The sequence below is a fragment of the Pseudomonas sihuiensis genome (assembly GCF_900106015.1).
GTDB classification, from domain to species: domain Bacteria; phylum Pseudomonadota; class Gammaproteobacteria; order Pseudomonadales; family Pseudomonadaceae; genus Aquipseudomonas; species Aquipseudomonas sihuiensis.
Genome location: NZ_LT629797.1, coordinates 3845338 through 3867620, shown reverse-complemented (window position 1 = coordinate 3867620; position 22283 = coordinate 3845338). Strand labels below are relative to the sequence as shown.

Annotated in this window: 25 protein-coding genes; 18 read left to right on the top strand and 7 right to left on the bottom strand. The window is 64.6% G+C overall.

The annotated features are described in order from the left end of the window. The 7 genes from fliH (at nucleotide 1) to ubiA (ending at nucleotide 5139) form a co-directional block, all read left to right on the top strand. Entirely contained in the window at nucleotides 1-693 is a 693-nt protein-coding gene (gene fliH, locus BLT86_RS18220) for a flagellar assembly protein FliH (protein ID WP_092378730.1), read from the top strand. A 6-nt stretch (nucleotides 694-699) separates the two neighbouring features. Then, complete coding sequence (fliI, locus tag BLT86_RS18215) at nucleotides 700-2016, top strand: flagellar protein export ATPase FliI (RefSeq protein ID WP_017676087.1); 1317 nt, start codon at nucleotides 700-702, stop codon at nucleotides 2014-2016. Continuing rightward, nucleotides 2013-2438: a flagellar FliJ family protein gene (locus BLT86_RS18210; protein WP_017676086.1), complete on the top strand. Its 426-nt coding sequence runs from the start codon at nucleotides 2013-2015 to the stop codon at nucleotides 2436-2438. The genes fliI and BLT86_RS18210 overlap by 4 nt, the downstream gene beginning before the upstream one ends. A gap of 77 nt (nucleotides 2439-2515) precedes the next feature. Then, entirely contained in the window at nucleotides 2516-2794 is a 279-nt protein-coding gene (gene flgM / locus BLT86_RS18205; RefSeq protein ID WP_021490727.1) for a flagellar biosynthesis anti-sigma factor FlgM, read from the top strand. Next, entirely contained in the window at nucleotides 2791-3237 is a 447-nt protein-coding gene (gene flgN / locus BLT86_RS18200; protein WP_017676084.1) for a flagellar protein FlgN, read from the top strand. The genes flgM and flgN overlap by 4 nt, the downstream gene beginning before the upstream one ends. 235 nt (nucleotides 3238-3472) lie before the next feature. Beyond that, nucleotides 3473-4024, top strand: a complete 552-nt coding sequence (locus BLT86_RS18195) for a chorismate--pyruvate lyase family protein (RefSeq protein ID WP_021490713.1) — start codon at nucleotides 3473-3475, stop codon at nucleotides 4022-4024. Nucleotides 4025-4248: 224 nt separating this feature from the next. Further along, entirely contained in the window at nucleotides 4249-5139 is an 891-nt protein-coding gene (ubiA, locus tag BLT86_RS18190) for a 4-hydroxybenzoate octaprenyltransferase (protein WP_017676082.1), read from the top strand. Between the two features lie 30 nt (nucleotides 5140-5169). Here ubiA and BLT86_RS18185 read toward each other — a convergent pair whose 3' ends face one another. Continuing rightward, nucleotides 5170-5556 (bottom strand): COG4315 family predicted lipoprotein, encoded by a 387-nt coding sequence (locus BLT86_RS18185; RefSeq protein ID WP_017676081.1) that lies wholly within the window; start codon nucleotides 5554-5556, stop codon nucleotides 5170-5172. A gap of 299 nt (nucleotides 5557-5855) precedes the next feature. Here BLT86_RS18185 and phoB point away from each other — a divergent pair, with 299 nt between their 5' ends. The 8 genes from phoB to BLT86_RS18145 all read left to right on the top strand — a co-directional run bounded on the left by phoB (nucleotide 5856) and on the right by BLT86_RS18145 (nucleotide 13452). After that, on the top strand, nucleotides 5856-6545 hold the full coding sequence (gene phoB / locus BLT86_RS18180) for a phosphate regulon transcriptional regulator PhoB (protein ID WP_072426159.1): 690 nt from the start codon (nucleotides 5856-5858) through the stop codon (nucleotides 6543-6545). Nucleotides 6546-6587: 42 nt separating this feature from the next. After that, nucleotides 6588-7907, top strand: coding sequence for a phosphate regulon sensor histidine kinase PhoR (gene phoR / locus BLT86_RS18175; RefSeq protein WP_092378727.1), 1320 nt, complete (start codon nucleotides 6588-6590; stop codon nucleotides 7905-7907). A 62-nt stretch (nucleotides 7908-7969) separates the two neighbouring features. After that, nucleotides 7970-9310, top strand: coding sequence for a hemolysin family protein (locus BLT86_RS18170; RefSeq protein ID WP_092378724.1), 1341 nt, complete (start codon nucleotides 7970-7972; stop codon nucleotides 9308-9310). Between the two features lie 207 nt (nucleotides 9311-9517). Next, entirely contained in the window at nucleotides 9518-10273 is a 756-nt protein-coding gene (locus BLT86_RS18165) for an outer membrane beta-barrel protein (RefSeq protein WP_072426162.1), read from the top strand. A gap of 188 nt (nucleotides 10274-10461) precedes the next feature. Next, nucleotides 10462-11610: an NAD(P)/FAD-dependent oxidoreductase gene (locus BLT86_RS18160; RefSeq protein WP_072426163.1), complete on the top strand. Its 1149-nt coding sequence runs from the start codon at nucleotides 10462-10464 to the stop codon at nucleotides 11608-11610. Between the two features lie 188 nt (nucleotides 11611-11798). Next, nucleotides 11799-12071, top strand: coding sequence for an HU family DNA-binding protein (locus BLT86_RS18155; protein WP_003242571.1), 273 nt, complete (start codon nucleotides 11799-11801; stop codon nucleotides 12069-12071). A 150-nt stretch (nucleotides 12072-12221) separates the two neighbouring features. After that, on the top strand, nucleotides 12222-12617 hold the full coding sequence (locus BLT86_RS18150) for a hypothetical protein (protein ID WP_003464625.1): 396 nt from the start codon (nucleotides 12222-12224) through the stop codon (nucleotides 12615-12617). 82 nt (nucleotides 12618-12699) lie between these two features. Then, complete coding sequence (locus tag BLT86_RS18145) at nucleotides 12700-13452, top strand: hypothetical protein (protein WP_197676071.1); 753 nt, start codon at nucleotides 12700-12702, stop codon at nucleotides 13450-13452. Between the two features lie 115 nt (nucleotides 13453-13567). On the opposite strand, the gene BLT86_RS18140 is transcribed toward BLT86_RS18145, so the two are convergent. From BLT86_RS18140 to BLT86_RS18130, 3 genes are all read right to left on the bottom strand, one after another. Continuing rightward, entirely contained in the window at nucleotides 13568-14974 is a 1407-nt protein-coding gene (locus BLT86_RS18140) for an aminoacyl-tRNA deacylase and HDOD domain-containing protein (protein WP_092378719.1), read from the bottom strand. 91 nt (nucleotides 14975-15065) lie between these two features. After that, the gene (recG, locus tag BLT86_RS18135; RefSeq protein ID WP_092378715.1) at nucleotides 15066-17141 is read right to left on the bottom strand and encodes an ATP-dependent DNA helicase RecG; all 2076 of its coding nucleotides are present in this window, start codon (nucleotides 17139-17141) and stop codon (nucleotides 15066-15068) included. A gap of 8 nt (nucleotides 17142-17149) precedes the next feature. Then, on the bottom strand, nucleotides 17150-18079 hold the full coding sequence (locus BLT86_RS18130; protein WP_003242562.1) for a hydrogen peroxide-inducible genes activator: 930 nt from the start codon (nucleotides 18077-18079) through the stop codon (nucleotides 17150-17152). A 98-nt stretch (nucleotides 18080-18177) separates the two neighbouring features. On the opposite strand from BLT86_RS18130, the gene BLT86_RS18125 reads away from it, so the two are divergent. Next, nucleotides 18178-19035 (top strand): NAD-dependent epimerase/dehydratase family protein, encoded by an 858-nt coding sequence (locus BLT86_RS18125; RefSeq protein WP_092378712.1) that lies wholly within the window; start codon nucleotides 18178-18180, stop codon nucleotides 19033-19035. A gap of 1 nt (nucleotide 19036) precedes the next feature. After that, on the top strand, nucleotides 19037-19837 hold the full coding sequence (locus BLT86_RS18120) for an AraC family transcriptional regulator (RefSeq protein WP_092378709.1): 801 nt from the start codon (nucleotides 19037-19039) through the stop codon (nucleotides 19835-19837). On the opposite strand, the gene BLT86_RS18115 is transcribed toward BLT86_RS18120, so the two are convergent. Further along, complete coding sequence (locus BLT86_RS18115; protein WP_092378707.1) at nucleotides 19800-20378, bottom strand: AAA family ATPase; 579 nt, start codon at nucleotides 20376-20378, stop codon at nucleotides 19800-19802. The two genes, BLT86_RS18120 and BLT86_RS18115, sit on opposite strands and share 38 nt — an antisense overlap. 78 nt (nucleotides 20379-20456) lie before the next feature. Between BLT86_RS18115 and BLT86_RS18110 the strand changes: the two genes are divergently transcribed. Then, complete coding sequence (locus BLT86_RS18110; RefSeq protein ID WP_092378704.1) at nucleotides 20457-21074, top strand: LysE family translocator; 618 nt, start codon at nucleotides 20457-20459, stop codon at nucleotides 21072-21074. A gap of 37 nt (nucleotides 21075-21111) precedes the next feature. On the opposite strand, the gene BLT86_RS18105 is transcribed toward BLT86_RS18110, so the two are convergent. Together BLT86_RS18105 and BLT86_RS18100 are read right to left on the bottom strand one after the other, a co-directional pair. Continuing rightward, nucleotides 21112-21843 (bottom strand): hypothetical protein, encoded by a 732-nt coding sequence (locus BLT86_RS18105; RefSeq protein WP_092378701.1) that lies wholly within the window; start codon nucleotides 21841-21843, stop codon nucleotides 21112-21114. A 55-nt stretch (nucleotides 21844-21898) separates the two neighbouring features. Continuing rightward, the gene (locus BLT86_RS18100; RefSeq protein ID WP_003464610.1) at nucleotides 21899-22279 is read right to left on the bottom strand and encodes a RidA family protein; all 381 of its coding nucleotides are present in this window, start codon (nucleotides 22277-22279) and stop codon (nucleotides 21899-21901) included. Between the last annotated feature and the right edge of the window lie 4 nt (nucleotides 22280-22283).

The following is a 22283-nucleotide window of genomic DNA, read 5'->3' as shown; positions in this document are numbered from 1 at the left end:
ATGACGGTCAAGGTGATCAGCGGCGACGCCCGCCCGTGGCGCGCCTATCGCTTCCCCCCGCGCAGCAGCCAGCCAGCCGTGGACTGGAGCGGCGATGCCGCCGGCCTGCAGCGAGCCATGGCCGATGGCTTTCAGCAGGGCATCGAAAAGGGTTACCAGGACGGCCTGCAGCAGGGCGAGGAGGCTGGGCGTCAGGCCGGCTTCGAGCAGGGCCGCGACGAGGGCGTGAAGCTCGGGCGCGAGCAGGGGCGCAGTGAGGGCCGTCGCGAATTCGAACTGGCCGCAAAGCCGCTGCAGCAGATCAGCGAGAAGGTCGAACAGTACCTTGGCGAGCTGGAGCACAAGCGTCGTCAGGAACTGCTCGAGCTGGTGAAGAAGGTCTCGCAGCAGGTCATCCGCTGCGAACTCACGTTGCATCCGACCCAGTTGCTGGCGCTGGTCGAGGAGGCCCTGACCAGCATGCCGGGTGAGCCCGAGGACGTGCAGGTATTGCTCAGCCCCGAAGAATACGCGCGGATCAAGGCGCTGGCGCCGGAGCGCGCGGCGAACTGGAAGCTGGTGGCCGACGAGCGCCTGGCACTGGGCGAGTGCCGCGTGGTCACGCCGCAGGCCGAGGCTGACGTGGGTTGCCAGCAGCGTCTGGATGCCTGCATCGACACCCTGGCCGAACACCTGCATCTGACCGAGGCCTGATCGCGCATGCTGGATTACAAGCTCGACGAAGCGCTGCGCTCGCTCGATGGCGTGCAACTGGCCAAGGTGGCCGGGCGTCTGGTGCGGGTCTCCGGCATGCTGCTGGAGAGCCTCGGCTGCCAGCGCAGCACCGGCCAGCGCTGCCGCGTCGAGCAGGCCGACGGCAGCCTGCTGGATGCTCAGGTGGTCGGCTTCAACCGCGATATCACCTACCTGATGCCGTTCAAGAAGCCGGTCGGCCTGGCCGCCGGCTCGCGGGTGTTCCCGGCCAAGGACGAAGCGCTGCTGCAGATCGACGAGTCCTGGTTAGGGCGCGTGGTCAACGGACTCGGCGAGCCGCTGGACGAGCGCGGCAAGCTCAGCGGGCGCGACCCGTTACCGGTCGAGCTGCCCAGGGTCAACCCGCTCCGCCGTCGCCCGGTGGAGGCCGCACTGGATGTTGGAGTGCGCGCCATCAATGGTCTGCTGACCCTCGGCAAAGGCCAGCGCGTCGGCCTGTTCGCCGGCTCAGGGGTGGGCAAGAGCGTGCTGCTGGGGATGATCACCCGGCAGACCAAGGCCGATGTGGTGGTGGTCGGGCTGATCGGCGAGCGCGGGCGTGAGGTGCAGGAATTCATCCTTCATTCACTCGGCGAGGAAGGGCTGCGCAAGGCCGTGGTCGTCGTGGCGCCGGCTAACGAATCACCGCTGATGCGCCTGAAGGCCACCGAGCTGTGCCACAGCATCGCCGCCTATTTTCGCGATCAGGGCCAGGACGTGCTGCTGCTGGTCGACTCGCTGACCCGCTATGCCATGGCCCAGCGCGAGATCGCCCTGGCCCTCGGCGAACCGCCGGCGACCAAAGGCTATCCGCCGTCGGTATTCGGCATGCTGCCGGAGCTGGTGGAGAGCGCTGGCAACGGTGAGAGCGGCAGCGGCAGCCTGAGTGCCATCTACACCGTGCTGGCCGAAGGCGACGACCATCAGGACCCGATTGTCGACTGCGCGCGGGCGATTCTCGACGGCCATATCGTGCTGTCGCGGCGCCTGGCCGACGTCGGCCACTACCCGGCCATCGACATTTCCGCGTCGGTCAGCCGCTGCATGAGCCAGGTCGGCGAGGCTGCGCATCTGGCGGCCGGCCGGCAGTTCAAGGAGTTCTACAGCACCTTCGAGAAGATCAAGGAGCTGATCCCGCTCGGCGGCTACACGCCGGGCATGGACGCCAAGACTGATCGCGCCGTGCAGCTGGCGCCCAGTCTCGAACGCTTCCTGCGTCAGGAGGTCGGCAGTGGCGCCGAGCTCGGCGCCAGCATCGCCACCTTGCAGAGCATCATCAAATGAAAGAACAGCTGGAAGTGCTCGGCCGTCTGGCCAGCCTGCGTGGCAACCGCGTGCAGCAGATGCTCGGGCGGGTCAGCTATCAGCAGAACCTGTGTCAGCGTTATCGCAACAACATCACCGGGCTCAGTCGCTTGTGCGGTTTCAGCGTACCGATGACCACGCCACTGCAGCGCGACAACCAGCAGCGCTACAAGGCGACGCTGTACAAGATGGTCGAACTGCAGCGCCGCGAGCTGGCGCTGGCCGAGGAGAACCTGGCGCGCATTCAGGGCGAGCTGCTGGCGGCGATGCGCAGCGAGAAGGTCATCACCCAGTTTCTCGAGGGCAAGATGGGCGAGTGGCAGGATCTGCTTGCCCGTCAGGAGCAGAAGATCCAGGATGGCCTGGCTGCGCAGGCCTGGTGGCGAGCCCAGGTCGGTTAATTTTGCACGACGCGTTTAAGTTCTTGCCGCGCCCGGTCGCTCTTAGGCCATAACACCACGCGAGTTGGATTCGAATCATGGAAATCAGCAGGCATCTCAAGCCCAGCCTTAACCCGGCCAGCGACGCTCCGGCACAGGTACAGAGCGCCCGAGCGCAGTCGAGCGGCAATGCTCGTGCGAGTGTCAGCCAGGAGCCGAGTCTGGAGCAGCTGCAAGACGCCTTGCGCAGCCTCCCCGAAGTCGACCTGGACAAGGTTGCCCAGCTCAAGGCGGCGCTGGCCCGCGGCGAACTGAGCAGCGATCCGGCCGCGCTGGCCGGTAGCATGCTGACCTATCACAGCGGTAGCGATGCGTGACCACCGCGCGTGAGCAACAGCTGCTGCTGGTCGTCGAGCAGGACCTGGAACAGGACTGCGCCGACTATCTGGTCCTGCGTGGGTTGATGCAGGAGCTGTATCAGCAGTTGCTCAAGCGCGACAGTCAGCAGATCGATCTGCTCAACGAGCAGATTCTGCCGCTGGTCGACCAGGCCAAGGCCCGTGCCGAACGCCGCAGCAAGGTGCTGACTGCCTTTGCGCTGGGCAGCGGTCATAGCGCCATGCAGAAGCTGCTGGCGCGTTATCCGCAGGCCCAACGCAATCACCTTGCTCACACCTGGGAGCAGCTCGGCCAACTGGCCGGCCAGTGCAAGCGCCTCAACGAGCGCAACGGCAAGTTGCTGGCCATGCATCACGAGATTCTCGAACAGCTGCTCGGCGAGCCGGGCTCGGCGCAGTTGTACGCGCCGCAGCCGTATTGAGTGACTTCGCCTGCGCTGGTTGTCGTTGGTGGGCTGAAGCCCACCCTACGGGCCTGAGTAGGCCGTCCGCTTCCAATGAGTTAGGCCTTGTAGGGTGGGCTTTAGCCCACGCGGATCATCGTTGATGGGCTGAAGCGGATCGCCGCCCGGCCCACCCACAGCCATGTCCCGCTCTCAAAGCGCCTGCCACGCCGTGCTAGACTCGCGCGCTTTCGATCCGTGGTGATTTCTCTCCGTGCCTCACGCCGCTCTCGCCCATCCGCCGCGCTGGCTGACCAATGCCCAGCTGCATCCGCAGCCTTGTGCCGGCGTGCGCGACTGGCTGTTCAACGAGGATTCGCTGACCCGGCGCTTGACAGCGCTGTCCGCTGACGGCTTTTCGGTAACGCCGCTGCAGGAAGGCTGGCAGCGTCTGCGCGCGGACGAGTGCGTATTGCTCGGTGTGGCCGATGGCAGCCAGGGCTGGGTGCGTGAGGTGTACCTGCGTGGTCATGGGCAGCCCTGGGTGTTCGCTCGTAGCGTTGCCGCGCGCAGCGTGCTGGAGGGTTCCGGGCTGAATCTGGCGGAGCTGGGCAGTCGCTCGCTGGGTGAGCTGCTGTTCAGTGACAGGGCCTTCGATCGCGGCGAGTTGCAGGCCTGCCGCTATCCGGCGGCCTGGCTACCGCAGGAGGTGCGCGAAGAGCGCCTGTGGGCGCGGCGCTCGTGCTTCAGCCGGGGGGCGCTTGGCGTATTGGTGGCCGAGGTGTTTCTGCCGGCCTTTTGGCAGGCGGCGGGCATCGAGGCCTAGCGTTCGCAATAGCATTGCTCACCCAGGCTATACCTGTTGTCTGTTGGGCCTAAGGCGTACTGCTTCGCGACGACTGCATGGATGCAGGAGGTAGAGCGACGCAGGAAGCCAAAGCCGAGTACGCCCTGCGCGTTGAACCGCTTGTGGCGGTGAGCATCGACGCTAAAGCGCCTCCCACACACGCTTGCTCGTATAATCCGCGCAACCTGCACGGAGACGCTTCGATGTACACCCGCCTGTTGCAATCGACCACCCGCCTGCACCCACGCGCCTGGGACTTCATACAGCTGATGCGCCTGGACAAGCCCATCGGTATCTATCTGCTGTTGTGGCCGACCTTGTGGGCGCTGTGGGTGGCTGCCGAAGGCGTGCCGAGCGCGAAGAACCTGTTCATTTTCGTCGCCGGTGTGATCCTGATGCGCGCCGCCGGCTGCGTGATCAACGACTACGCCGACCGCAACTTCGACGGTCACGTCAGCCGCACCAGGGCGCGTCCGCTGGCCAGCGGCAAGATCAAGCCACGCGAGGCGCTGGTGCTGTTCGCCGTGCTGGTGGCGATGAGTTTCGTGCTGGTGCTGTTCACTAATGCCACCACCATCTGGCTGTCTTTCGGCGGCCTGGCCCTGGCCGCCTGTTACCCCTTCATGAAGCGCTACACCTTCTACCCGCAGGTGGTGCTCGGCGCGGCATTCTCCTGGGGTATGCCGATGGCCTTCACCGCCGAAACCGGCAGCCTGCCACCTGAAGCCTGGCTGCTATACATCGCCAACCTGCTGTGGACCGTGGCCTACGACACCTACTACGCCATGGCCGACCGTGAGGACGACTTGAAGATCGGGGTGAAGTCCACCGCCATCCTGTTCGGCGACGCCGACCGCCTGATCATCGCCATCCTGCAGGGGCTGGCGCTGCTCTGCCTGCTGCTGGCTGGCGCGCGCTTCGAGCTGGGCCTGTACTTCCACCTCGGCCTGTTGGCGGCCGCCGCCTGCTTCGCCTGGGAGTTCCACGTGACCCGCCGTCGCGAGCCGCTGGTGTGCTTCAACGCCTTCCTGCACAACCACTGGGCGGGGCTGGCGATCTTCGTCGGTCTGGTCGCCGACTACGCGCTGCGCTGAAACCAGCGCAGCGCCTGGAATGATGGGGGATTAGTAGGCTTCCGGCTTGGCGACGTGCCAGACGCCCATCTTGCCATCGCCCGTGACCTCACCGGGCTGCTTGTCGTTGATGAAGGTGTACAGCGGCTTGCCGTCATAGGCCCACTGCAGGGTGCCGTCGTCGCGCTTGACCAGGCTCCACTCGCCTTCGGCCTTGGCCCCAGCCTCAGCCTTCAGTGGCGGCCAGTTCTGCGCGCACTGGCCCGTGCAGTTGGATACGCCCGCGGCGTCCTTGTCGTAGGTGTAGAGCGCCATGCCCTTGGCATCCACCAGCATGCCGTCCTTCTCCATCGCCGGTTCGGCCGCCAGGCCCAGCAGGGGCCAGCTCAGCAGGGCACTGGCGAGCAGCGGGACTAATCGGGGGGTAATTCTTCTCATTTTTTAGCCTCTCCTCGGAATGAACAGCGACAGCCTGGCGGCAGCTGGGAGCAAGACTGGAGGTCACAGCGATACAGGACGGAAGGAGCCACGAACTCCCATAAGTGCCTATGGGGTCCTGCGCCAGGCTCCAGGCCGCCCCGGATTGGCGGCAGCCTCAACCAGTTTAGACGAGGCCCGCGGCGCAAATGTTCGGTGTTTTTCGCGGCCATGGCGGCAGCCGATAACTCCGTGTCACATACCTGCAATAATTCCGTTATCTAATGCGCGCAGACAGTTGAACGAACCGAGGCAGGACCATGGTTGGCAAGAACATCCTGATCGTCGATGACGAAGCACCGATCCGCGAGATGATTGCGGTGGCCCTGGAGATGGCCGGTTACGAGTGCCTGGAGGCGGAGAATACCCAGCAGGCCCACGCCGTGATCGTCGACCGCAAACCCGATCTGATCCTGCTCGACTGGATGCTGCCCGGCACCAGCGGCATCGAACTGGCGCGCCGGCTCAAGCGCGACGAACTGACCAGCGATATCCCGATCATCATGCTCACCGCCAAGGGTGAAGAGGACAACAAGATCCAGGGCCTGGAAGTCGGCGCCGACGACTACATCACCAAGCCCTTCTCGCCGCGTGAGCTGGTGGCCCGCCTCAAGGCCGTGCTGCGTCGTGCTGGGCCCAGCGACAGCGAGGCGCCGATCGAGGTCGGCGGGCTGTTGCTCGATCCCATCAGCCACCGTGTGACCATCGACGGCAAACCTGCCGAGATGGGCCCGACCGAATATCGTCTGCTGCAGTTTTTCATGACCCACCAGGAGCGTGCCTATACCCGCGGCCAGTTGCTCGACCAGGTCTGGGGCGGCAACGTCTACGTCGAGGAGCGTACCGTCGACGTGCACATCCGTCGTCTGCGCAAGGCGCTCGGTGATGTTTACGAAAACCTGGTACAAACCGTGCGCGGGACTGGGTATCGTTTCTCCACCAAGGGTTGATCGCTAGCGCGGTGTTTCTGCGCCCACGTTCTTCTGACAAGGATGCGCTCCATCGTGAATCAAGACTGGCGTGGTGCCGTGGTGCGCCGCCTGTTGCTGTTGGTTGGTGTCTGCCTGCTGCTCGGTTTCATCACCGGTGAATATGCCTGGGTGCTGGCCTGTGGCCTGGCCATTCATCTGGGCTGGACCCTCAGCCAACTGCTGCGTCTGCACAAATGGCTGCGCGAGCACAAACCTGACGAGCCACCACCGGATGGTTACGGCCTGTGGGGCGAGGTGTTCGACAGCATCTACCACCTGCAACGGCGTAACCAGAAGGCGCGTGGCCGCTTGCAGGCGGTGATCGACCGCGTGCAGGAGTCCACTGCCGCCCTCAAGGACGCCGTGGTGATGCTCGACAGCCAGGGCAACCTGGAATGGTGGAACCGCGCAGCCGAAACCCTGCTGGGCCTGAAGACGCCGCAAGACAGCGGCCAGCAACTGGCCAACCTGGTGCGCGACCCGCGTTTCAAGGATTACTTCGAGCGTGGCAACTATGCCGATGCCCTGGAGATTCCTTCACCGATCAACGATCGCCGCCGCTTGCAGTTCCATATCACCCGCTACGGCAATCGCGAGCACCTGTTGCTGGTGCGTGACGTTACCCGTCTGTATCAGCTGGAACAGATGCGCAAGGACTTCGTCGCCAACGTCTCCCACGAGCTGCGCACGCCGTTGACGGTGATCGCCGGTTATCTGGAGACGCTCTTGGACAACGTCGAGGCGGTCAATCCGCGCTGGCTGCGCGCATTGCAGCAGATGCAGCAACAGGGCGCGCGCATGCAGACCCTGCTCAACGATCTGCTCCTGTTGGCCAAGCTGGAAGCCACCGATTACCCGTCGGACAACCAGCCTGTGGCGGCCGACCTGATGCTGCTGTCGATCAAGAACGATGCCCAGGCATTGTCGGGTGAGCAACAGCATCGCATCAGCCTGGAGGCCGATCCGCATCTGAAGCTCAAGGGCAGTGAGGCCGAGCTGCGCAGCGCCTTCTCCAACCTGGTGTTCAATGCTGTGAAGTACACCCCGGCCGGAGGTGACATCCGTATTCGCTGGTGGTCTGACGAGAAGGGCGCGCACCTGTCGGTCAGCGATACCGGTATGGGCATCGAGGCCAAGCACTTGCCGCGCCTGACCGAGCGCTTCTACCGGGTCGATTCGAGCCGTGCCAGCAATACCGGTGGCACCGGGTTGGGGCTGGCTATCGTCAAGCATGTGCTGCTGCGTCACCGTGGCAATCTGGAGATCAGCAGCGTTCCTGGTAAGGGCAGCACCTTCACCTGCCATTTCGCCCCGGCGCAGGTGGTGCAGCGCGTGCGCTGAGTGCTTGCATTCGCCGCGGCGAAGCTCCAACCTCTAGCGATCTTTGGCCAATCCGAACCTTCATGGACCCCTCCACGAGTCTTCCTGCTCCCGATTACTTCGCCGATTTCGGCCTCATGCTGTTCGCCTTGTTTCTGGTCCTGCTCAACGGCTTCTTCGTCGCAGCGGAGTTCGCCATCGTGCGCCTGCGCGCGACCAAGGTCGATGCCCTGGCCGATGCCCACGGTTGGCGCGGACACATCCTGCGCACCGTACACAACCAGATGGACGCCTACCTCTCGGCCTGTCAGCTGGGCATCACCCTGGCTTCGCTGGGGCTTGGCTGGGTCGGTGAGCCTGCCTTCGCCGAGCTGCTGACACCGCTGCTGGTGGCAGTTGGCGTGGAGTCACCCAAGCTGATTCACGGTATCGCTTTCTTCACTGCGTTCTCGATCATCTCCTACCTGCACATCGTCATCGGCGAGCTGGCACCCAAGTCCTGGGCGATTCGTAAACCGGAACTGCTGTCGCTGTGGACGGCAGCGCCGCTGTACGTCTTCTACTGGCTGATGTACCCGGCGATCTTCGTGCTCAACGCCAGTGCCAACGCCATCCTGCGCATCGCCGGACAGGGCGAGCCGGGGCCGCACCACGAGCATCACTACAGCCGCGAAGAGCTCAAGCTGATCCTGCATTCCAGCCGTGCCACCAGCGACAACGACCAGGACCTGCGGGTGCTGGCTTCGGCTGTCGAGCTGGGTGAGCTGGAGGTGGTGGACTGGGCCAACTCGCGCGAGGACCTGGTCTTCCTGGAGCTCAACGCCAGCCTGGATCAGGTGTTCACCACCTTCCGCCGGCACAAGTACAGCCGCTACCCGATCTTCGACGAGAGCAAGGGCGAGTTCGTCGGCGTGCTGCATATCAAGGACCTGCTGCTGCACCTGTCGCTGCTGGAGATGCTGCCGTCAGCGCTCAAGTTGGCGGATCTGATGCACCCGCTGGAACGCGTCAGCCGGCACATGCCGCTGTCGCAGCTGCTCGAGCAGTTCCGTCAGGGCGGCGCGCACTTCGCCCTGGTCGAGGAGGCCGACGGCAAGGTGATCGGCTACCTGACCATGGAGGACGTGCTCGAGGCGCTGGTCGGCGATATTCAGGACGAACACCGCAAGGCCGAGCGCGGCATCCTCGCCTACCAGCCGGGCAAGCTGCTGGTGCGCGGCGACACGCCGCTGGCCAAGGTCGAACGCCTGCTCGGTGTCGACCTCGACCATATCGAGGCCGAGACGTTGGCCGGGTTGATCTACGAGACCCTCAAGCGCATGCCTGACGAAGAGGAGGTGCTGGAAACCGATGGTCTGCGCATCATCGTCAAGAAGATGAAGGGGCCCAAGGTAGTCCTGGCCAAAGTGGTCAAGCTGGACTGAATTCACCGGGCGTCCCGTTCTGCAAAAAACAGCCAAAAATGGCTGGCCATCCGGTCAGGTTTTTCTCGCCAAATCCAGGCCCGTTCAGGGCCTGTTCAGTTTCGCGACCGTTCATCAGGTTTGCCGAATCACTCTCTGCATCGACAGTCTAGGTACTTGCGTCCCACCTCCGGGGCGGCGTATTCACTAATTGCCAAGGAAATCGTCATGCAGCTGTCCAGCATAACCCCCAAAGCAACACTCGCCCTGTGCCTGGCGGGCGCCTCGCAGGCCTATGCAGACTCGGTCACCGACCCCATCTCGACCTTCGGTGTCATCGCTTCGCACAACCAGTACAAGCTCACCGTGGACGATGAAAGCGACAAGGAGCGCCTCAACCAAGGCGGCCTGTTCTACCACTTCGGTAACAAGCTGACCGGGCAGGAAGGCTTCATCTACCAGGCGGGGATCGAAGGCCAATACCGTGACAAGGACGATGTGGAATACAAGTCCGCGCGTGCCGATATCGACCTCGGCCTGCGCGCCGCATTGAGCACCAACAACTATGTCGACGTGATCGTCGGTGGTGGTTACGACTGGGGTCGCATCGAACAGGACGACGTCGGCCCGCTCGACAGCAACGTCAAGCTGACCAGCAAGTCGCCCTTCGCCAAGGCCGGGCTCGGCTACAACTACCTGACGCCGGACTACACCCTGCGCCTGGAAGTGGGTGCGCGCTACTCGATCAACTCCGAAGCGCGCCTGAAGGTCGATGGCGATAGCGACTCCGTGGACCTCAAGGACAAGGTCAATCCGTACGGCGAGCTGACCATGCTATGGAACAAGGGCATCAACAACCTGCCGATCAGCACCAGCCTGTACTACACCCAGACCCGCTATGAGCTCGACAGCAACAGCGCCATCGCCGAGCGCAGCAAGCTCAAGCAGGAGCAAGTCGGCCTGCGCGTAGGCCTGGCGTTCTAAGCGCCTCCCAGGCCGCCTGCATGCCAGGCGGTCTGCTTTGATTCGCGCATTGCATCTTTCCCCAACCAGCGAATGGCTGACTGAACCTCATCTGGCCTGCGCTTGCCCGATCCAGTAGGGTGTGATCCCGCTATCTCGGGAGGCGGCCGGTGGGTCGTCGCGTCGTTTTTATTGTGAGGAAAGAGCGCATGAGTGCACCAGTCGTCATCGTCGGCACCGGCCTGGCCGGCTACAACCTGGCCAAGGAGTGGCGCAAGCTCGACACCCAGACGCCCTTGCTGCTGATCACTGCTGACGACGGCCGCTCCTATTCCAAGCCGATGCTGTCCACTGGCTTTGGCAAGAACAAGGATGCCGACGGCCTGGCCATGGCCGAAGCCGGCGCCATGGCCGAGCAGCTCAACGCGGAAATTCGCACCCATACCCGCATCACCGGAATCGACCCGGGTCACAAGCGCTTGTGGATCGGTGAGGAAGCCGTGCCATATCGCGACCTGGTACTGGCCTGGGGTGCCGAGCCGATTCGTGTGCCGGTAGAGGGCGATGCCCAGGACGCGGTGTTCCCGATCAATGACCTGGAAGACTACGCGCGCTTTCGCAGCGCCGTGGCCGGCAAACGTCGGGTATTGATCCTCGGCGCCGGGCTGATTGGTTGCGAGTTCGCCAACGACCTCAGTGCCGGCGGCTATGAGGTAGAGCTGCTGGCGCCCTGTGAGCAGGTGATGCCGGGCCTGCTGCATCCGGCAGCGGCCTCTGCCGTACAAGCTGGCCTGGAAGGTCTGGGCGTACGTTTTCATCTCGGCCCGGTGCTGGCCAGTCTCGACCGTCAGGGTGAGGCGCTGCAGGCGACGCTGTCCGATGGCCGCCTGATTGCGTGCGACGCGGTGGTCTCCGCAGTCGGCCTGCGCCCACGCACCGCGCTCGCTGCGGCGGCCGGTCTCGACATCAACCGTGGCGTGATGGTCGACCGCCAGTTGCGTACCTCGCACGCCAATATCTACGCCCTGGGCGACTGCGCCGAGGTCGACGGCCTCAACCTGCTCTACGTCATGCCGCTGATGGCCTGTGCCCGGGCGCTGGCCAAGACCCTGGCTGGTGAGCCGACGGCGGTCAGCTATGGGCCGATGCCGGTGACGGTAAAGACGCCGGTATGCCCGCTGGTGGTCTCGCCGCCACCGCGTGGCAGCCAGGGCGAATGGACGGTCGAAGGCAGCGGCAGCGACATCAAGGCGCTCTGCCGCGAGGCTTCCGGAGCACTGCTCGGTTATGCGCTGACCGGCGCCGCCGTGCAGGAGAAACTGGCACTGAACAAGGAGCTACCGGCGCTGCTGGCGTGATTGCCTGCGGTTCTGTCGGATACGCCACGAAATTGCCTGGTTAAAGTGGCGGGCGACACTGGCGCAGTGCGATGCGGCATGCCATTCTCCCAAGGGTCTGCCGCAGCGCAGAGCTGTTGCGGCGCCTTGGGCGCTGTTCTGGAAGGACAGCACGGACACAACAACAAAAAACCGTCAAAGAGGCATTTATGCGTAAACCGGAACTCGCCGCCGCCATCGCCGAAAAGGCTGATCTGACCAAGGATCAGGCCAATCGTGTACTCAACGCCGTACTGGAAGAAATCACCGGTGCACTGAACCGCAAGGACAGTGTGACCCTGGTTGGCTTCGGTACTTTCGTCCAACGCCACCGTGGCGCCCGTACTGGTAAGAACCCGCAAACCGGTCAGCCGGTGAAGATCAAGGCCAGCAACACCGTCGCCTTCAAACCGGGCAAGTCCCTGAAAGACGCGGTCAACTGAGCCCGTTACCCGGAGCCGTTCGGCTCCGGGTTCCCCCTGCGCAGCCATGCTGCGACATTCGCTGATACAGCCATGCTTTAGACAGGCTGTAGTCCTGCAAGAAAAGCACTACAATGCGCGGCCATCATCTTCGATCACGAGGCCTTGTGCATGAAATTCCGTTTTCTCCTGTGGATGCTGGGCCGCCTGATGGCCAAGGCCAGTCGTGAAAACCCGGCGTTCCGCCAGCAGCTCGAAGGTCGCGATATGGTCTTCCAACTGCACACGCTGGACGGCAAGGTCGCGCGCCACTTCACGGTGGCCGGTCAGCGCGTGACCAGCAAGCGCGGCACCGCCACGGATCCGGCCTTCGCCATTGGCTTCAAGGATGCCGCCTACGGCTTCGAAACCATGACCGCGAAGAACAAGCAGCTGGCCTTCATGCAGGGCATCCAGAACAAGGATATCCAGATCCAGGGCAACCCGGCGCTGGTCATGTGGTTCCAGGGCCTGACCAAGTACCTGATGCCGAAGAAGAAGACCGAGGCGCCGAAAAAGGCCGCCTGATCGGCACTGATGCGCGTCGCGGCTGGCCGCGACGCCGCGCTTTGGTTAGGCTGCCAGGCACGTCCCTGTGGAAAGCCTGACCATGCGTCTTTTCCTGTTACCCCTGCTATTGCTGGCCACCACCACCGCACGGGCCGAGCCAGCGTCTGCCAAGGCCTTGTTACCGTTGTTCGAGCTCGCCGGTATCCATCTGCTGTGCGAACAGAGTGCGCCGTTGGTGCAGCGTGGCCAGGATGAAACCGAACAGAAGCGCCTCGCCCAGCTCTTCGCTGGCGAGGTCTTTTGTCTGGACTTGGCCCAGCGCGTCGCTGCCCGCTTCGATGCGGCGCAGGGCGAGCAGGCCCGTGAGCGTCTCGATAGCCCGTTGGCGCAGCGTTTCACCGCTGCCGAGCGCGCCGTCGGTGAGCAACCCGAAGGCTTGGCTGAATACCGCCAGCGCCTGCAGGAGCAGCCGCCACGAGGCGCGCGTCTGGAGTTGGTCAAGCGTCTCGACGCTGCCGCGCGTACCACTGAACTGGCCAGCCTGCTACGTTACGAAGTCGGCAAGACCCAGGCATTGCTGGCGCTAAGGGCGCGGGGCGAGAACCTCAGCGAAGCCGAACTGCAGGCGCAGACGCAGACGCAAGCGAACGCCATTCGCCAATCCAGCGAGCTGGCGGTGGAAAGTTTCATGTTCTATGCCTACCGGCAGATGCCCAGCGATCAGCTCGCCGAGTATGCGGCGCTCTACGAGCATCCCAGCGTCAGCCAGCTGCTTGCCATCAGCCTGGAAGTGGTGCCGCAGCTATTCTCTGAACGTCGTGAACAACTGCGCCAAGCAGCAGGCAAGCCATAGCGCGGCCCGGAACGCCGGCCGCTAGGAACGAGAACAGCCTACCGCTTGCGAGCAACTGCGCCAGACGGCAGGCAAGGCCTCAGGGGCAGGGTGTGGGAACCTGAGCTGCAGCCGCTCAGTGCGGCTGCTGGAACTGCGCTGCCAGTTCACGCAAGGCGACCTCGGCGCTTAGCACCTTGCTCACCGCGTCTTCGGCTTTTTCCCGGGTCAGTCCCAGGGCATCGAACAGCTCATCAGGAATCTCGTTCTGCGGCCCGGCACCGATACCCCGGTTGCGCAGCAGGCTGACCGCCAGGCACACCAGATTGGGGAAGGCCGCGCTGTCGCCGGCGTAGGACGGATCGTGCTGAAAGCGCAGAGCGCTGGACAGCTCTTCCGGCATATCCCAGTGGCGCATCAGCCAGGCACCGATCTGCTCGCGGGTGATGCCCAGCAGGTGCTGCTCGATATGCCCGGCAGGTAGGTGCGGGTTGACCTCCAGGTGACGGCAGATCAACGAGAAGTGCGGTGGGAACACGTGCGCCAGGACCAGGTAACCGAAGTTGTGCAGCAGACCGGCCAGGTAGGTCAGGCCGGCTTCCGGGCGCTGTGCGCGCGGCATGGCGCGGGTCAGGCCCTCGATCACTGCAGCGGTATAGATCGCTTGCTGCCAGTAAGGGGTGGCGTGCTGCGGCTGATCCTTGGGCAGGCTTAGAGTCTTGCCCAGCGCCAGGCCGAGAGCCAGGTTGATCACCAGGTCGAAGCCCAGCACGCGGACGATGGCATCTTCCACCGAGCGAATCTTGCCGGGCGCGGCGTAGTAGGGCGAGGCTGCCCAGCTGACCACCTGTGCCGCCAGCGCGGGATCGGTTTCGACCACGCCGGTGATGTCGTCCACCGTGGCATTGGGGTCAACGCGCAGCTTGATGATCTTCTGTGCGGTTTCCGGCAGCGGCGGAATCTCGATGGTTTCTTCCAGACGCTGCTGGATGCGCCGTGCGGTAAAGGCCTGTACGGCCTGGGTGATTTCCGCACGGTCATCATGCGGGCGATCGAGGTTCGGTTTGATCGCGCTGACCGGCTCACCGAAACGCGCTGCGCTGGCCTTGCTCAGCAGCGCCTTGAAGGCCTCGGTGGGGATCTCCAGCAACACACCAGGCTGGCCGGACTCGATCAGTAGACTGGGCACCTGCAGCAGGCGTTCTTCGTAGAGGCAGGGCGAGCTGGTCAGCGGCGGCAAACCGGGCAGTGCGGCCAGATTGTGCTTGCCGAGCATGCGCTCCAGGCGTTCCGGCTTGACCGCCGTGAGCTGACGCCCAGTCAGCTCGGCCAGGCGCGACAGATCGAGCATGTGGCTACGCGGATAGAGCACCAGCAGGGCACCGATGGCGTCGTCCACCAGCACGGCCTGCAGGCGCGCCTCGCTTGGCTGACCTGGGCGCTCCGTGCGTACCTGATAGGGTACGGCGAGTTTCTCCAGCAGTTGCACGATCACGGCGGGGGCTTGCGCAGTGGCGTTGGCGGCGAGGGCGGCTTCAGTCATATCGATATCCAGCGTTAGCGCATGTGCCCCGAAGTATAACCAGCGAGGATTTGCGCAAAGGTTCGTGGCGACGGTTGTCCTGTGAACAGGTTCACACTTGACCGTATTGCTGGCCGTGACGCAACCAGCGCTCCAACAATGGAGCCACATGTTGTGGCCAATGTTCCAGAAGAGCGTGCGCGGCATCGCGCACGGCGGGCAGCAGGTCGGCATCGCGCATCAGGTCAGCGACCTTGAATTGCAGCAGACCGGTCTGCCGGGTGCCGAGCATTTCTCCCGGCCCCCTGAGTTCGAGGTCCTTCTCGGCGATGACGAAACCGTCGGTGGTCTCGCGCATGATTGCCAGGCGCTCGCGCCCGAGTTGCGACAATGGCGCATGGTAGAGCAACACGCAATGACTGGCGGCGCTGCCCCGGCCGACCCGGCCGCGCAGCTGGTGTAGCTGGGCCAGGCCCAGGCGTTCGGGATTTTCAATGATCATCAGGCTGGCATTGGGTACGTCGACGCCGACCTCGATTACCGTGGTGGCCACCAGCAGCTGCAGCTTGCCCTGTTTGAACTCATCCATCACTGCGGCTTTTTCAGCCGGTTTCATGCGCCCGTGGATCAGCCCGACGCGCAGCTCGCCGAGGGCCGCAGACAGCTCCTCGAAGCTGGTTTCCGCGGCCTGGCAGGTGAGCTCTTCGGATTCTTCGATGAGGGTGCAGACCCAATAGGCCTGGCGCCCCTGCTGGCAGGCATTGCGTACGCGCTCGACCACCTCATCGCGGCGGCTGTCGGCGATCACCAGGGTGTTGACCGGCGTGCGCCCTGGCGGCAGTTCGTCGAGGATCGAGGTGTCCAGATCGGCGTAGGCACTCATCGCCAGGGTGCGCGGGATGGGCGTGGCGGTCATGATCAACTGGTGCGGACAGAGGCGGCCGTCGATGCCCTTCTGGCGCAGGGCCAGGCGCTGCTGTACGCCGAAGCGGTGCTGTTCGTCGATGATCACCAGGGCCAGGCGCTTGAACCTCACCTCGTCCTGGAACAGGGCGTGGGTGCCGACCACCATCGGGCAGCCGCCAGCGATCTGTTCCAGGGCTGCTGCGCGGGCCTTGCCCTTGAGCTTGCCGGCCAGCCAGGCGACGTCCAGGCCAAGCGGTGCCAGCCATTTGCTGAAGTTGAGAAAGTGCTGCTCGGCGAGGATCTCGGTCGGCGCCATCAGTGCCACCTGATAACCGGCCTCCAGCGCCTGCAAGGCGGCCAGCGCGGCGACCACGGTCTTGCCGGCGCCGACGTCACCCTGCACCAGGCGCAGCATGGGCTCGCTCTGCGCCAGGTCGTAGGCGATCTCGGCGCCTACGCGCTGCTGCGCGCCGGTCGGGGCGAAACCGAGGTTGGCCAGGTACTGTTGCGGCAGCTTCTGCGCTGGCGGCAGGGCTGGCGCCTGCTGCGCACGCACCTGTTCGCGCAGGCGCTGCAGCGATAGCTGATGGGTCAGCAGTTCCTCGAAGGCCAGGCGATGCTGCGCCCAGTGGCGGCCCTCGGCGAGCTCTTCGAGATCGGCGTCCGGCGGCGGCCGGTGCAGGTAACGGATGGCCTCATCCAAGGGGGCCAGGCGATAGTCGCGGGCCAGCTCGTCGGGTAGCCAGTCGGGCAGGCTGCGTGGGCCGAGACGCGCCAGTGCCTGCTGGCTGAGCTGACGCAGGCGCTGCTGGGTCAGGCCTTCGGTGGTCGGATAGATGGGCGTCAGGCTCTGCTCCACCGGAGCCGGCTCGTCGCCGCTCTGCGCGCGGTATTCCGGGTGGTAGATCTCCAACCCGGTGGCGCCGGGGCGGACTTCACCGTAGCAGCGCAGAGCGGTGCCGCGTTTGAGCCCTTCCTTCTGCGCCTGGCTGAAGTGGAAGAAGCGCAGGCTCAGCGTGCCGCTGCCATCCTGCAGGCGCACCAGCAGGCTGCGCCTCCGGCCCATGACCACGTCGGCGCCAGCGACGATGCCCTCGACCACCGCATCCTGCCCCGGGCGCAGCGCGCCGATGGGGGTGATGCGGGTGCGATCCTGGTAGCGCAGCGGCAGGTGGAACAGCACGTCCTGCAGGTTTTCCAGGCCGACCTTGGCCAGTTTCTCGGCCAGGGCGGCGCCTACGCCTTTGAGCGCAGTGACGGAAACCGCTGCCAGCTCGCTCACCTCTGGCCTCAGACTGCCTTGGTCTGCGGGCTGCGGGCGACCGAGCAGAGGCGGATCGAGTCGGCCAGCACTTCGATGGCGTTGGGCCGCGGGAAGCTGGCACGCCAGGCGATGGCCACGGTACGGAACGGCACCGGCGCGCTGAGCGGACGCACTTCGATCACGCCGGGCGCATAGTGGTGGCTGTCCACTGCCGAGAACGGCAGGATCGACACGCCGAGGCCGGAGGCGACCATATGGCGGATGGTTTCCAGCGAGCTGGATTCCACCGTGGTGTGCTTGCCGTGATCGTCACCGCCCTTGCGCAGGGTCGGGCAGGCTTCCAGCACCTGATCACGGAAACAATGGCCCTCGCCGAGCAGCAGCAGGCTCTTGTCGTTGAGCAGTTTGGTGTCGATGGTGTCCAGCGCCGCCCAGGGGTGGCCGGCCGGCAGCAGGGCGTAGAACGGCTCGTCGTACAGCGGCTTGGTCAGCACATCGGCCTCCTGGAACGGCAGGGCGATGATGATGGCGTCCAGCTCACCGGTGCGCAGCTTGTCGCGAAGGATATGGGTGAAGTTTTCCTCGATGTACAGCGGCATGTCCGGGGCGACCCGATGCAACTGCGGAATCAGGTGCGGGAACAGATAGGGACCGACGGTGTAGATGGCGCCAATCTTCAGCGGGGCGGTCAGCTGGTTCTTGCCGGCCTGGGCCAGTTCGCGAATGCCCTGGGCCTGCTCCAGCACCTTCTGTGCCTGGGTGACGATGCCCTCACCGACCGGGGTCAGGCGCACGGCGCTCTTGCTGCGCTCGAAGATCAGTACGCCGAGCTCGTCCTCCAACTTCTTCACGCCCACCGACAGGGTCGGCTGGCTGACGTGGCAACGCTCGGCGGCGCGGCCGAAGTGTTGTTCCTGGGCGAGGGTGACGATGTACCGCAGTTCGGTGAGGGTCATAGTGTTTATCCATTAAATTGCCGACAAGCATAGCCTTTGCAAACAGATGAACCAACCGGGCTAAACTGCGCCTTTGCATAAATGTCATGGAGAAAAGCATGTCCGAATGCAACAGCCTGCTGATTGCCGGGTGTGGAGACGTCGGTACCCGCCTTGGCCTGCGGATGGCCGCACAAGGCTGGCGCGTGATCGGCATGCGCCGCAACGTGGCTGCACTGCCTGCCGCGATCGAGCCGCTGGCCGGCGATCTGCATGCCGATGCCTGTCCGGCGGATTGGCCGCAGGGGCAACTGGATTACCTGGTGTACTGCGCAGCAGCTACCGAGCATGACGAGGCCGGCTATCGCGCCGCCTATATCGAGGGGCTGCGCCGCGTGCTGGACTGGCTGGCGCAACATGGTCAGCGACCTCGACGTATCCTGTTCGCCTCCAGCAGCGGCGTGTACGGGCAGCAGGAAGGCGAGTGGATCGACGAGGACTCTGTGGCTGAGGCCCAGAGTTTTTCTGCGGTGATCATGCGCGAGGCCGAACGTGTCGCGCTCGACAGCGGGTTGCCGGCGACCACGGTGCGTCTTACAGGCCTTTACGGCCCTGGTCGCGAATGGTTGCTGAGCCAGGTGCGCGGCGGCTATCGGGTCAGCGAAACGCCGCCGCTGTATGGCAATCGCATTCATGTCGAGGATGCAGCCGGCCTGTTCGCCATGCTGTTGCAGGCGGATGCCGCCGGTGTGCCCTTGGCCGATTGCTACCTGGGTGTCGACGACGAGCCGGCGCCGCTGCACGAAGTAGTGGGTTGGCTGCGTGAGCAACTAGGCGTCAGCCACTGGAGCGACGAGCAGCGCGTGCGCCGAGCCGGCAGCAAGCGTTGCCGCAATGCCCGCGCTCGTGCGCTGGGTTGGGCGCCGCAGTATCCGAGCTACCGCGAGGGCTATGCGGCGATCCTCGCCGAGCGCTGAAATGGACGCCAACAGCTTGCTGGCCAAGCCCTGGCTGCCGGGCGTCGAGCTGTTTCACGCCGACTTCTCCGGGCAGGCCTTTGGCCGTCACAGTCACGATGCCTTTGCCATCGGCGCTATCGTGCAGGGTGTCGGAGGCTACCAGTGCCGAGGTCAGCGCTATGCGCTGCCTGCCGGCACCCTGTCGCTGATGAACCCCGAAGAGCCGCATACCGGGCACGCCGAATCGGCGCGTGTGGTTTATCGCATGCTCTATGTCGAGGAGTCGCGGCTGCCGGCGCTGCTCGGGCGCAAGCGCCTGCCCAATGGCTTCGGCACGCTCAACCCGGATGACGACGGCCAGGTCTCGACAGGCCTGGCACGGCTGGCCGGCGAGTTCGAGCGCGGTGATGCGCTGGCGTTGGAGAGCGAACTGCTGGCGTTACTGGAGCTGGTCTTCGTGCGGCACGGCGGCTTGCGCGAGGCGCGCCCGACATGTCGCGACAGCGGGGTTACAGCGTATCTGCGCGATTACCTGGAAGCGCACTACGCCGAGGCTGTCAGCCTCGAGCAATTGGGTGCCTTGGTGCAGCGTCACCCGCGCCACCTGATCGAGGCATTTCGCCGTGCCTATGGCGTGCCGCCGCACACCTATCTGCTGCAGCGTCGAGTGCGTGAAGCCAAGCGCAGGTTATTGCAAGGCCAGGCCCTGGCCGGTGTCGCACTGGACCTGGGCTTTTATGACCAGGCGCATTTCAATGGGGTGTTTCGCCGTTTCACCGGGGTCACTCCGGGGCGTTTTCGTACGCTGGCGACGGGTTGAGGCCACTGCACTGCAGCACGAAGTCGCGGCGCTGCGCCAGGCTCATTCGCGGTACCTCGATCAGTCGATAACCGGCTTCTACATAGACTTCGCGCATCACCGCGCAGGTCCGTTCGGCCTCGGCCGCATCCTGGCGGCGCTCGTGGTCGTTGCGGTAGATCTGCGGCCAGTGCGGCAGCAGGAAGACCTGCCTCTGGTAACGCAATTGGCGCACCGCCTGTAGCAGATGCTCGCCGACCGGCAGGTCGTTCAGGCGCAGGTAGCCGATGATATCGACCAGGCTGCGGTCAAAGAACACCCGCCCTTTCCTCGTCAGCGCCTGGCGGTGAGCCCTGAGCTCCCACGCCAGCATCAGTTCGGCGAACAGCCTCGGGTCGTGCCAGGGCAGGCCCAGGCCGGCGATGGCTTGCTGATCACGAATGATCTCCCGACCGGCTTCCTCGACGACGTTTTGGCCCTTCTGGGCCAGGGCTGCCAGTAAACTACTTTTGCCGCTACCGGGGCCGCCGGTTAGGACATGGAAAGGTGGGTGACATGGCATACGCTGGGCTCCTCTGAGTTTTTTCCAATACATCGACACTGCCAGTTGCCGACACTGCCTCCGCCAAACGGAGGTTCCATGTTCGCCTTGTTTCTACTGGTGGCCGGTACTCATTTCGCGGCCTTGCTGTCGCCTGGGCCGGACTTCTTTCTGTTGATTCGCACCGCTCTGGCCAAGGGCCGGCGCCAGGCCGACGGTTGCGCCTGCGGCATTGCGCTGGCCAACCTGCTGAGCATGCTGCTGGTGCTCTTTGCCATGGCGTTGTTACCCGCCGAGGGCAGTTGGCTGTGGCGCTGCTTGCAGGTCGTCGGCGGGCTGTATTTCGCCTGGATCGGCCTGCAGGCGCTGGCCTCGCGGCGAGATCTGGTCCTGCCGCAGGGTGATCAGCTGAGGCTCGGCGGGGTGTGGAAGGGCATGCGTCAGGGTCTTGTGGCCAGCAGCCTCAATCCCAAATTGCCGCTGTTCTACGCCGGGCTATTCGGGGTCTTGCGCGAGTCGGCAATGCCGGCATGGGGGCTGGGCCTGGCGATGCTATGGATGACTCTGGTGGTGCTGTTTTGGGATCTGGCGCTGGTGCGCCTGCTCGATCAGGCGCGTTGGCGCAGTTGGTTGCCGCGGCGCGTGCGCTGGCTGGATCGCGGTTGCGGTGGCCTGTTGCTGGCGCTGGGAGGCTGGCTGTTGCTGAGGGCTCTATAGCGTGGCGCCGCTCCTGCCCGGAGGCGGCGCCTGCTGATCAGCGGCGCTTGAGCAGCCAGCGCTGCGGGCCGGGCTGGTACTCGGGCATCTCGTCGAACTGGGCGCGGTTCTGCGCTTCGAAGATGCGCAACTGATTGCCCTCGTGCACGAACAGCCAGGGGCTGCCTTGCTCGCCGGCTTGTAGCCAGATGCTGTCATGCTCGCCGCTCATGGCGGCGCAATCGCCTGCCAGGCACAGGGCGAAGCGTTCGGCGCCAGGTAGGCCTTGTACCTGCCCGTCGCTGTTGAAGCGCACCAGGCCGCCCTGGCCGAGGCCTTCCTCTATCAGCCAGTCGCCGCCCAGATAGTCGCGGTACAGCGCCTGTTCGAAGCTGCTGCCCAGCGGCTTGGCCTCGCCAGAGCCCTGGAAGCGGGTGAAGTGCTGCTCGGGCCAGTAGCCGCTGGCGATCTGCACCAGTTCGCCGTTCTGAATGCTGAGCTGCTCCTTGTAGTCGCCATAGAAAGTTACCTGCCAGCGGCCTTCCCCCGCGCTCTGCAGCCTGCCCTCGGCCAGTTCGAAGCCGTTGCTGTAGCTGGCCTGACGTTGCTCTGGGTCGATATGCCATTCGAGGTTGGGGCCGTAGGCAAGCAGGGCTTCGCGCAGGCGACCGCTTTCGCGTGCGGCATCGATGGCTGCCTGGTTGATCCAGGTTCCGCTCGGGTCATTGTTCGGCGTGCTGGCGCAGCCGCCCAGCAGGGCAGCCAGTAACAGCAGAGGAAGCAGACGCATGGCGATCTCCATGCCGGGGAAGGGAGAGCGAGGCGTGACGCCCCGCTCGAATGACTTACTCGATGACCAGAATAGCGTCCATTTCCACCTGCGCACCGCGCGGCAGAGCAGCAACGCCGATGGCGGCGCGAGCCGGGTAGGGCTGTTCGAAGTAGCGGCCCATGATCTCGTTGACCTTGGCGAAGTGCGACAGGTCGGTGAGGAAGATGTTCAGCTTGACGATGTCCTTGAACGAACCGCCGGCGGCTTCGGCGACGGCCTTGAGGTTCTCGAAGACCTGCACGGTCTGTGCTTCGAAGCCCTCGACCAGCTCCATGCTCACCGGGTCCAGCGGGATCTGGCCGGACATGTAGACGGTGTTGCCCGCCTTGATCGCCTGGGAGTAGGTGCCGATGGCGGCGGGGGCTTTGTCGCTGGTAATGACGGTCTTGCTCATGAAT